The organism is bacterium, assembly GCA_016124905.1.
In the GTDB taxonomy this organism is placed as follows: Bacteria; Pseudomonadota; Alphaproteobacteria; order Rickettsiales; family RI-342; genus RI-342.
The window spans coordinates 35,741-45,840 of sequence record WGMV01000037.1; the positions used below are offsets into that span (position 1 = coordinate 35,741).

7 protein-coding genes are annotated in these 10,100 nt (G+C 58.4%); 4 read left to right on the plus strand and 3 right to left on the minus strand.

The features are described 5' to 3' along the window. Positions 1 to 175: 175 nt before the first annotated feature. A complete protein-coding gene (locus GC177_09500; GenBank protein MBI1276189.1) occupies positions 176 to 2,482 on the plus strand; it encodes an NADP-dependent malic enzyme in 2,307 nt (768 codons plus the stop codon). Position 2,483: 1 nt separating this feature from the next. Here GC177_09500 and GC177_09505 read toward each other — a convergent pair whose 3' ends face one another. After that, complete coding sequence (locus GC177_09505; GenBank protein ID MBI1276190.1) at positions 2,484 to 3,275, minus strand: SDR family NAD(P)-dependent oxidoreductase; 792 nt, start codon at positions 3,273 to 3,275, stop codon at positions 2,484 to 2,486. Positions 3,276 to 3,374: 99 nt separating this feature from the next. Here GC177_09505 and GC177_09510 point away from each other — a divergent pair, with 99 nt between their 5' ends. Together GC177_09510 and GC177_09515 are read left to right on the plus strand one after the other, a co-directional pair. Then, complete coding sequence (locus GC177_09510; protein ID MBI1276191.1) at positions 3,375 to 4,799, plus strand: PAS domain-containing protein; 1,425 nt, start codon at positions 3,375 to 3,377, stop codon at positions 4,797 to 4,799. A gap of 76 nt (positions 4,800 to 4,875) precedes the next feature. Beyond that, on the plus strand, positions 4,876 to 5,730 hold the full coding sequence (locus tag GC177_09515; protein ID MBI1276192.1) for a hypothetical protein: 855 nt from the start codon (positions 4,876 to 4,878) through the stop codon (positions 5,728 to 5,730). Here the strand turns inward: GC177_09515 and GC177_09520 are convergent. Further along, positions 5,727 to 7,457 carry a hypothetical protein gene (locus tag GC177_09520; protein ID MBI1276193.1) on the minus strand — a complete coding sequence of 577 codons (1,731 nt, stop codon included), beginning with the start codon at positions 7,455 to 7,457 and terminating at the stop codon, positions 5,727 to 5,729. The two genes, GC177_09515 and GC177_09520, sit on opposite strands and share 4 nt — an antisense overlap. 102 nt (positions 7,458 to 7,559) lie before the next feature. Between GC177_09520 and GC177_09525 the strand changes: the two genes are divergently transcribed. Then, positions 7,560 to 8,255, plus strand: coding sequence for a peptidase S16 (locus GC177_09525; protein MBI1276194.1), 696 nt, complete (start codon positions 7,560 to 7,562; stop codon positions 8,253 to 8,255). 99 nt (positions 8,256 to 8,354) lie between these two features. On the opposite strand, the gene GC177_09530 is transcribed toward GC177_09525, so the two are convergent. Beyond that, positions 8,355 to 10,064, minus strand: coding sequence for a hypothetical protein (locus GC177_09530; GenBank protein ID MBI1276195.1), 1,710 nt, complete (start codon positions 10,062 to 10,064; stop codon positions 8,355 to 8,357). Positions 10,065 to 10,100: the final 36 nt, after the last annotated feature.

The window sequence follows — 10,100 nt, forward strand, 5'->3', positions numbered from 1 at the left end:
TTAACTTGTCACGGATGAGGCACTATGAGCCGAACCCGTTTATGCTGCATTGCAGCAACGAATTTTGCGCCAAAACCTTGCCAAACCAGGGTTTGAGCCGGTAAAGGCTGAATTAACTATCTCTTTTCATCGCCGATTTTCAGCCAGTTGCTCCATCCATTTAGTTGAGTTTGCCATGACCGACGAACAGGTACCCGTCACTTCCGAAGAAGCCCTTGCCTTTCATGAAATGGGAAGCCCCGGGAAAATCGCGGTCAGCCCGACCAAGCCGCTGATGACGCAGCGCGACCTGTCGCTGGCATACAGCCCCGGCGTGGCATATCCCTGCATCGAGATCAACAAGGACCCGGACACGGCCTATCGCTACACGGCCAAAGGCAACATGGTGGCGGTAATCTCCAACGGGACGGCGGTGCTTGGCCTTGGCAATCTCGGCGCGCTGGCATCCAAGCCGGTGATGGAAGGTAAGGCGGTTCTCTTCAAACGGTTTGCGGATATCGACTCCATCGATATTGAGGTGGATACGACCGATGCGGATGAGTTTATCAACGCCGTGCGCTACCTCGGCCCAAGCTGGGGCGGCATCAACCTTGAGGATATCGCGGCTCCCGAATGCTTCATTATTGAGCAGAAGCTGAAAGAGCTGATGGACATCCCGGTATTCCATGACGACCAGCATGGCACGGCCATCATTACGGCGGCCGGTCTCATCAATGCCTGTCACCTGACCGGGCGCAAGCTGGAAGACGTGAAACTCGTGGTGCTGGGCGCGGGCGCAGCCGGTATCGCCTGCATGGAAATGGCCAAGAAAATCGGCGTGAAGCAAGCCCTGCTGATCGACCGTGACGGCGTGGTGTATCGTGGCCGCGACAAGGGCATGAACCAGTGGAAATCCGCCCATGCGATCGATACCGAAGACCGCACGCTGGAAGACGCAATGAGAAACGCGGATGTGTTCTACGGCCTGGCCGGTAAAGGCGCGGTGACGGCAGAGATGGTGAAAACCATGGCCAAGAACCCGATCATTTTCGCCATGGCCAACCCTGACCCGGAAATCACGCCGGAAGAAGTGCGCTCCGTACGTACGGACGCCATTGTGGCCACCGGCCGTTCGGACTATCCGAACCAGGTGAATAACGTGATGGGCTTTCCCTACATCTTCCGCGGTGCACTGGATGTGGGCGCAACCGAGATCAATGACGAGATGAAGGTGGCCGCGGCCCATTCCATCGCCATGCTGGCGCGCGAGGAAGTGCCGGAGGAAGTGTCTTCGGCCTATTCCGGCCGCAAGATGCGCTATGGCAAGGAATATATTATTCCCGTACCGTTTGACCCGCGCCTGATCACCACCGTACCGGTGGCCGTGGCCAAAGCCGCCATGGATACGGGCGTGGCACGCAAGCCGATTGCCAACATGTTCGAATATGCCCGCACGCTGCGCGCGCGGCTCGACCCATCGGCCAACAGCCTGAACCTGATTTATGAACGCGTGCGGGAAAACCCGAAACGCGTGATCTTTGCCGAAGGTGAAGAAGACAAGATGATTCTGGCCGCCGTGCAGTGGCGCGACAATAACTACGGCACGCCGGTGCTGGTGGGCCGTGAAAAGCTGATTCTGGAGGCGATGGACCGTCTTTCCATCACCGAGCGCGACGGAATCGAGATTTCCAACGCAGCGATGAACCCGCGCGTGGAAGATTATGTGGAATATCTGTATTTGCGTTTGCAGCGTCAGGGTTTCCTGCATCGCGACGTGGCGCGTATGGTGAAGAACGACCGTAACACCTATGCGGCCTGCATGGTGGCATGCGGTGACGGCGATGCGCTGGTGACGGGTCTGACGCGTAACTATTCCGTGTCGCTGGAAGGCATCACGCAGGTGATTGCCACGCGCCGGGGCCAGCAGCTGCTAGGCGTTTCGATGGTGATCACGCCGAAGAACACGGTGTTCATCTCCGACACCGCCGTGCATGAGCTGCCGACGCCGGAGCAGATGGCCGATATCACCGTTCAGACGGCGGATTTCGCCCGGCGCATGGGCCATACGCCGCGCGTAGCGCTGATGTCGTTTTCCAACTTCGGCAACCCGATGCGCGAGAAGACGCTCCGCATTCGCGAGGCCGTGGAAGTGCTGGATTCGCGCAGCGTGGATTTTGAATATGAAGGCGAGATGTCACCCGATGTGGCGCTGAACCCGGAGCTGATGAAGCTCTACCCGTTCAACCGCCTTTCCGGCCCGGCCAACGTACTGGTGATGCCGGCGCTGCACTCGGCCCATATCAGCTCTTACCTGCTGCAGGAACTGGGCGGCAGCACGATGGTCGGCCCCGTGATCCTCGGTTTGGAGCATTCCGCGCAGGTGGTGCAGATGGGCGCGACCGTCAGCGAGATCATGAACGTGGCGGCGTTGGCTGCTGCGGGCGTGGGCGTGGAAAAACCGCATGGCGGCAAGGTGACGCAGCTGAAGAGCAAATCGGCTTAGTTTAAGATTTACGCACGGCTTTGGTGACGCTGCCCTGATCGGTCGGCAGGGTCAGGATTTCATCCATACAGACATGGCGCGGCTGCTGGAGGGCGAAGAGCATCTGGCGGGCGATGTCGTTGGATGTCAGAGGCGTGAGGCCTTTGTAGACGGCATCGGCGGCGGCCTGGTCGCCATGGAAGCGCACGAGGCTGAATTCGGTTTCCACCATGCCGGGGGAGATGAGCATGACGCGGATGTTCTGGCCGCAGGTTTCCTGACGCAACGCCTGCGAGAAGCTGCGGATGCCCGCCTTGACGGCGCAGTAGATGCTGCCGCCTTCATAGGCCTGATGACCGGCGACGCTGGCGATGGTGATGATGTCGCCCCTGCCCCGAGTTTGCATGCCGGGAAGGATGGCGCGCACGATTTCGGCGGCGGCGGTGAGGTTGCTGGCGATCATGCCGTGCCAGTCATCCAGCCTGGCAGTGGCGACGGGGTCCTTGCCAAGGGCGCCGCCTGCGTTGTTGATGAGGATATCGGCGTCAAAACCGCGCGCGGCGCGGATGGCTTCCATGCCTTCGGGCGAGGTGATGTCGGCTGGAATGGTGGTTACCTTGAGGTTTGGTATAGCGGCCAGAATGGTTTGCTTGAGGGTATCAAGCCGTTCCTTACGGCGGGCGACGAGAAACAGGTTCACCCCTCGTGAGGCCAGAGCGCGGGCCATGGCCTCCCCTATGCCTGAGGAAGCGCCGGTGATAAGGGCGGTTTGCCCGGCGAGGGGTAGTTCCGTATAATCGAAAAGGGCTGTCATGGCTGATCCTTTCGTGGAGAAACCTTAATTTTTTAACCAAGCCTTAGGGCTTGATGCGCTATGACGGATGTTCCAATCCTGTAAGTATTTTTCTTTACCATGAATCAACCTGTTTCCAACGTCTCATTGCGCCTGCTGCTGAAAGCCGTGCTGGTGGTTTCCGCCGTGCCGGTGATGGCGATGATGGGGCTTGTGGTGATGGGCGAGCTGCAATTTGGCCATGCCATGCTGGGCAGCATCACCATTATGGCAGCGTTTTCGCTGCTGGTGCGCCCCTACCTGGCCAATATCCTGACCCTGACGCGCTATGTGGACGACCTGGCGCAGGACCGCCGGGTGGAACCGCCTGAACTCACGCTGGTGCAGGGGCTTGAGCCGCTGATGCAGTCATTGGTGCGAATGCACCGAAGTTACGAACGCAAACGCCAGCAGATGGAAGCCATCATCGATGAGCGCGAGATCCTTGTGGATTCCATCCCCGACGTGCTCATCATGGTGGACAGCAACCTGTCCATCGTCCGCACCAACGCCAGCGCGCGCCAGCTTCTGGGGCAGAACCTCGCCTACCGGCGGCTGGAGGATGTGGTTTCCAACGAAACGCTGCTTCGCACCGTGCGCGAGGCTTATGAACAGGGGCGCGACAAGGAGGTGGAATTCTACCTCGATAAAAGCCAGGATGAATATTACCGCGCCAAGATCGACCATTTTCCTGCGCGAAGCCCCGGCGGGATTGCGGTGATCATCACCATGCACAATATGACGGAGATCAAGCGGAGCGAGCAGATGCGCGCCGATTTCGTAGCCAATGCGAGCCATGAAATCCGCACGCCGCTGGCTTCCATCATCGGGTTTATCGAAACGCTCCAGGGGCCGGCGAAGAACGACCAGAAGGCGCGGGAGCAGTTCCTCAGCATCATGTCCGACCAGTCGCGCCGCATGTCGAGCCTGGTGAACGATCTGCTGTCGCTTTCCAAAATCGAGATGAGTGCCAACACCACGCCGACCGGCTCGGTCAATATGGCTGAGGTGATCCATAAGGTGAAAGAACACCTGGAATGGGCCACTAAGGAAAAGAACATGAAGATCGAGTGCAACCTGTCAGACAACCTGCCCATGGTGCGCGGGGACGAGAACGAGCTGATGCAGGTGGTGCATAACCTGGTGTCGAATGCCATCAAATATGGCAAGGCGGACACGCCGATTGTGGTATCGGCCGAGGTGACCAACCGCTTTCCGCCCGACAAGCATGTGGTGATGCAGGCGCCGGTGCTGAAAATTTCCGTCAGCGACCAGAGCGAGGGCATTGCGCCGGAGCATATACCGAGGCTGACCGAGCGTTTTTATCGCGTAGCAACCGGCAGCAACCGCAAGGTATCCGGCACGGGGCTGGGGCTGGCCATCGTGAAGCATATTCTGCACCGGCATAAGGCGATTTTAGATGTCAAAAGCATCGTCGGCGTGGGCAGCAGCTTCTCCGTCTATCTGCCCATCCGGCAGCGCGAAGTGGTGATTGAGACGCCATAACAAGGCCCGTTTCGACACCGATTCTATTGCCTGAACAGGTTTTTTGTCTATGTTGCCCGTCTTCTCCGAGGGTCGCATGGACGAACAGAAACCGGTTATATTACTGGCGGTACGCGCCAACAAAAGCCTTCGCAACGGGCATGTGAAGCTGTGCATCTATGTGCCGGATGAAAATGAAGCCCTCATCGCCGCATTGCAGGCGCATATTGACGAGCGGGATGAACACCGCGCCGGTGAGCTTGGCATTGAGGAACGCAAAATACGCTTTCGCGATATGCAATGTGGCAAATTGCTGGATATCAACGTGCAGGCAAAAACCGTCGTTGACGGTATTTTGAGTATTTTCCGCTCCGGCATTGAAGCTGAAGTGGTGGCGGATGACGGGCATGAAGGTGCGGTAAGGGCTTTTGCCGCCATTCCCGCCACCGAGGCGGAAGTCGAGGACGTGTTAGACATGCTCTATGGCAAGCCGTTCGATTATCATCTGATATCCACGGCGGCAGCGGGCAATAATTGCGTAACCCTGCCGAATCGTGCTTTGAACGCCGTCAGCATTGGCCTGTATGCGGCACTGGGGCTTGAAGATAATCATGGCATCCAACGCCCGCAAAGCGTGGCGGATGCTATCGTCAAACGCGTGCAGGAAGCGCTAGAACATCGGAAACAGCAGATTTCCATTCCCGACCACCTGCCCCCGGCAACCATTACGCTCGCGGAGCATGAGCTGGCGCATACGCTTGGGCGAAATCTCTGGGTGGGCCATGTTGAAGGGCAGAAGGGAAAAGAACATGTGCCGATGCACGAGGTAATCAAAACCCTTGAGCAGCAACGCATCCTGCAACATGTCAGCCTGTCGCCCGTATCAAGCAGCTATAATCCTATTGTGCTGAAAACCCAGATGGACAGCGGCACCGGGCAGATTATCCTTTAACGCGCATCAGCGCCTGCTCGCGCGGCTTCCGCTGTATGCGCCACCGGACAGGTGAGCTGGACAAGAAGATCATCGGGCAAGATCTGGCTGTGGCAATAGCCCATGAACTGACGCATCAATTCCTCGTCGTGCCGGATGGTGCCGCGGTGGATACCCACCTGCTCCGATGCCAGCCACTGACGGATGTAACCATGGCCAAGACGATCATCCGGCTGGCAGAGGAGATCCAGCATCAATTGCCTGACCTGCGGCCATTCCATAGCCATATCCGCCCATAACCGGCGAACGGTTTTTGCTTCCTGGCCGGGCTGGAGCAGCCAGTTCATTGCCTTCATTAATTCCTCGCCCGCAGCGGGGGTGATGGTGTCAGGCAAGGTTTCGGCATCGTCCCAGCTTTCCATGGCGTGCAGGCCATGCATCGCGGCCAGCAGGCGTTGGTTGGACGGCAGGTTTGCAAAACGGGTATCGTTAATTGAAACCTGCGTCAGCGCGGCGATGGCATCAATCCCCGCAATGGCGCATGCAGGCATGAAATCGGTCGCGTCATTGGCGGAGAAAAAGGTTGCCTGTCGGATCCAGGCCAGCGCATCGGCGTTTTTTTCCACCACATTATGCAGCATGCGCCAGGATACCGTCTGTTTTGCCACCAGCGGGTCTATTCCCGCCATTGAATCAAATATCGGCAGGACCATGTTGCTGATGACGTCTTCCTGATTATCCAACAGTTTAAAGGTCAACGTTGTGTAATAGGGCGGAAGGTTGGCGGCGTCGGCCTGGCCGTATTTGGTGAGCCCCGCCAATGCAAGGGTCATCAAGGGCCTCACCTGTTTGCTCTCGCTTGTATCCCCCACCAGAACCCGGCTGTTGGCGATGGATATCGGCACAGCCGCGCTGCCGGGCAGTTTCATGAAAAGCGGAATGGTTTTGATATGGGGTTCGATTTCCTGCAGGCGCAGCATATCGTCGTGAAAGACCGTGTTAAGCCGAATCAACTCCGTCAGTGCGGCAACAAACGGCTCGCATTCGCTCACGCGGGACGGCATGCCCCAGGATGCCGAAGCGGGCCACCCCATCGGGTCAGCCCCTTCCTTCACAGGCTGGTCGTCCAGCAACAGGTCCAGATGTTGACGGGCGTAGGTTAGACGTGCCTGCTCGTACATATCGGCGGTTTTGTTTTCTTCCCATGTCAGGTCATCCTCGATCGACTGGCGGGTGAGATCGAAATTTCCGGCCTGCTTTTCCAGCCGCATGGCGACATGGTGACGCTCAATGGGCAAATGGGCGGGATTGGCCGCGACATAGGCGGTCAGGCCGTCCAGCAGGGCGTTGGCTGTGAGCTGATAGGCCGCCAGGGTTTGCTCCAGCCTTTCGATGAGGGCCGCGCATTCAGGATAGGGCACATCCATGCCGCGCATCCGGGCGATGTCGAAAGTCCCTAGCGCACTGACAAAGCCGATGAGGGAAGCATGCACCCGGTCGAACACATCGGCAAGGCCCGTTGGGGCGATGAATTCACGCGATTCCCGGACCGTGGTGTAAGCATGGGTGCCGAAGCCGTAGGTCGTCTCGTAAAAGCCATGCAGGCGGTCAAGGCCGTCCTGGTATTCATCCGAAGAGAGAAACCGGGTTCCGATGGTGTCATCGGCATCGCGCAGGCCCGCGGCGGCATGGTTCAACAATGCCAGTTTGGTGAATTCGTCGAGTTCGGACAGGTTGGGATAGTTCATTGTCGCTGATCTTGCTTGGATTGTTCCGCTTGTAGACAGGTTTCATGTTGTTTTTATGAAAGCTTGGTTGAAACCGGCGGAAATAGGCCTATCTTTAAGAATATGAGCAAAAATTTCCTCGATATCAGCGCGGCGGAACTACCGGCCAGCTTACCTATTTTCCCCTTAAACGGCGTGCTGCTGATGCCGCGCTGCCATTTGCCGCTGAATATTTTTGAGCCGCGCTACCTGCATATGGTGCTGGATGCGCTGGGGCATCAGCGGCTGATTGGGCTGGTGCAGCCAATGAACATGCCCGAACCGGGGGAAGAAGAACGCGAGGCGCCCGCGCTTTACCGCGTGGGCTGCCTCGGCAAAATCACGCAATTTGAAGAGACCAAAGACGGGCGGCTGCAAATTGTGCTGCAGGGCATCACACGGTTTGAGATGGTGGAAGAGCTGCCGCTCTCTTATCGCGGCTATCGCATGGCAACCGTGCGCTATGGAGAATTCGCCCAGGATTTCCAGCCGGATGACGGGCCGAACGTGCCGCGCGACAAGCTGATTCAGCAGGTGGTGGATTATGCGCATTTCAAGCATCTGGAGCTGGAGCGCAAATCCATCGAGACGATTCCCACCCACCTGCTGGTGGATGTGCTTTCCATGACCCTGCCCTTTGGCACACATGACAAGCAGGCGCTGGTGGAAAGCCCGCACCTGGACGACCGCGCCCGTGTACTGATGGGGCTGATGACCATGGAGATGATGGGCGGCGGGCGGCTGAACGTGTCGCCTACGGATGATTCCGTCAAACAGTGACTTTTGTTTCGCTTCCTGCGATGGCCTGCTTGCCATCGCAATGAAGCATGCTCAAGGCTGGGCAGCGCGACGTGCTGTCGCGTTAACAGATTGGAGGTTCTACGCCTTTACCCAGACGGCGGTTTCGGTCACCACGCCGTCGATACGCCCCTGTTCCAGCGCTTTGAAACATTCTTCCGGGCGGTTGATGATGGGTTCCTCATGCGCGTTGAAGCTGGTGTTGACCAGCACGGGCAGGCCGGTGCGCTTTTTGAACTCGGTCAGGATGTCGGCATAAAGGGGGTTATCGGCGCGGGTGATGATCTGCGGGCGGGCGGTGCCGTCCACATGCACCACGGCGGGGATGAGGGCCTTCCATTTCTCCTTCACCGCGCAGGTGATGGTCATGAAGCGGCAGGCATAGGCGTTGGCGTCGGTCACCTCGAACACCTCGCGTGCATCCTCGGCCAGCACGTAAGGGGCGAAGGGCATGAATTCCGAACGGCTGAGGCGGTCGTTCAGGCTGTCGTTAATGCCGTGATCCTCAGGGCTGGCGATGATGGTACGGGCGCCAAGGGCGCGGGGGCCGAATTCCATGCGCTGGCTGTAGATGGCAATCGCCTTGCCTTCGGCCAGAAGGTGCGCGCAGGTTTCCGCCGGATTTCCGGAGAGTTTTTTGATGCCGGGCGTCTGCGCTAGAAGGGCGTCGAGCGCCTCGTTCTGCGCGCGGCCGAGATAGGCATCCGGCAGGCGTCGTCGGTGTTTCAGCCAATCCTGGATGCCGTGTTCTTTCAGCAGAAATTCCAGCGCACCGCCGACGCAGAGGCCGTCGTCACCCATGGCGGGGAAGATGAAGATTTCATCCAGTTTGTTGGCCTCGCACAGCAGGCGGTTGAGGCGCACGTTGGCAAATACGCCGCCCGCGAGTGCCAGGTGCTTTAGCTTGTGCTTTTTCAGCAGCGTGCTGACGGATTGCTGCACAACCTGCTCCAGCAGTTCCTGGATGGAGGCGGCAACATCCTCGCGCTTCTGGTCTTTGGCGATGTTCTCTATATAGGCGCGCATGTCCTTGTTGCTAGCGAAGGTGCTGTGCACCTGGCCTTCTTCATCGACGGAGAAATGTTTGGCCATTTCGTCATAAAGCGTGGGCTGGCCATAGGCGGCAAGTCCGGTAAGCTTGCCCTCGTGCCGGTTGATCTTGAAGCCGAGCGCCTGGGTGGCGTAGCCATAGGCCAGGCCGATGCTGTCCACGCGCTTGGGTTTCATCAGCTCTTCATCGCCGCCATAGAGGTCGGCAAGTTCACCGTTTTTCAGCACACGGTGGCTGTAATGGACGTTGTCGCCGCCGCCATCGGCCGTATAGACAAGCGCCTCGGCCCAATCGGTATAGAACAGGGCGGAAAGCGCGTGCGCCTTATGGTGGTTGCAGAAGAATATTTCCACATCGGGGCGGAAGCCGTTTTGCTTGATGAAGAGATCGCGCCGCCAGAGCTGTTCGGCTTCTGCCTTGCCGCGATGGCGCATGATGCGCACCAGGTCCTTGTACCGCGTAATACCGAAGGCACGTTTGAGGGCGTACTCGGCCCGTTTGAACAGGTTATGCGCAATGTAGTCCACCGGGTAGTAATTGCGCGTCAGCACCACGGCATCCACTTCCGCCCGCGCGGTGCCGCCGATATCCAGCACCTCCTCGATGGCGTCATAAGGAAAATTGCCGTCGCATTTTTTGCGCGTCATGCGTTCCTGGCTGATGGCGGCCACCAGGCGGTAGTCGTCGAACAGGCAGGCGCTGGAATCGTGGCCGCCACTGTGAATGGAAAGAATTTTCATGCCGTTCCCTATGGCAGCAAATGGCGAATCGCTCAA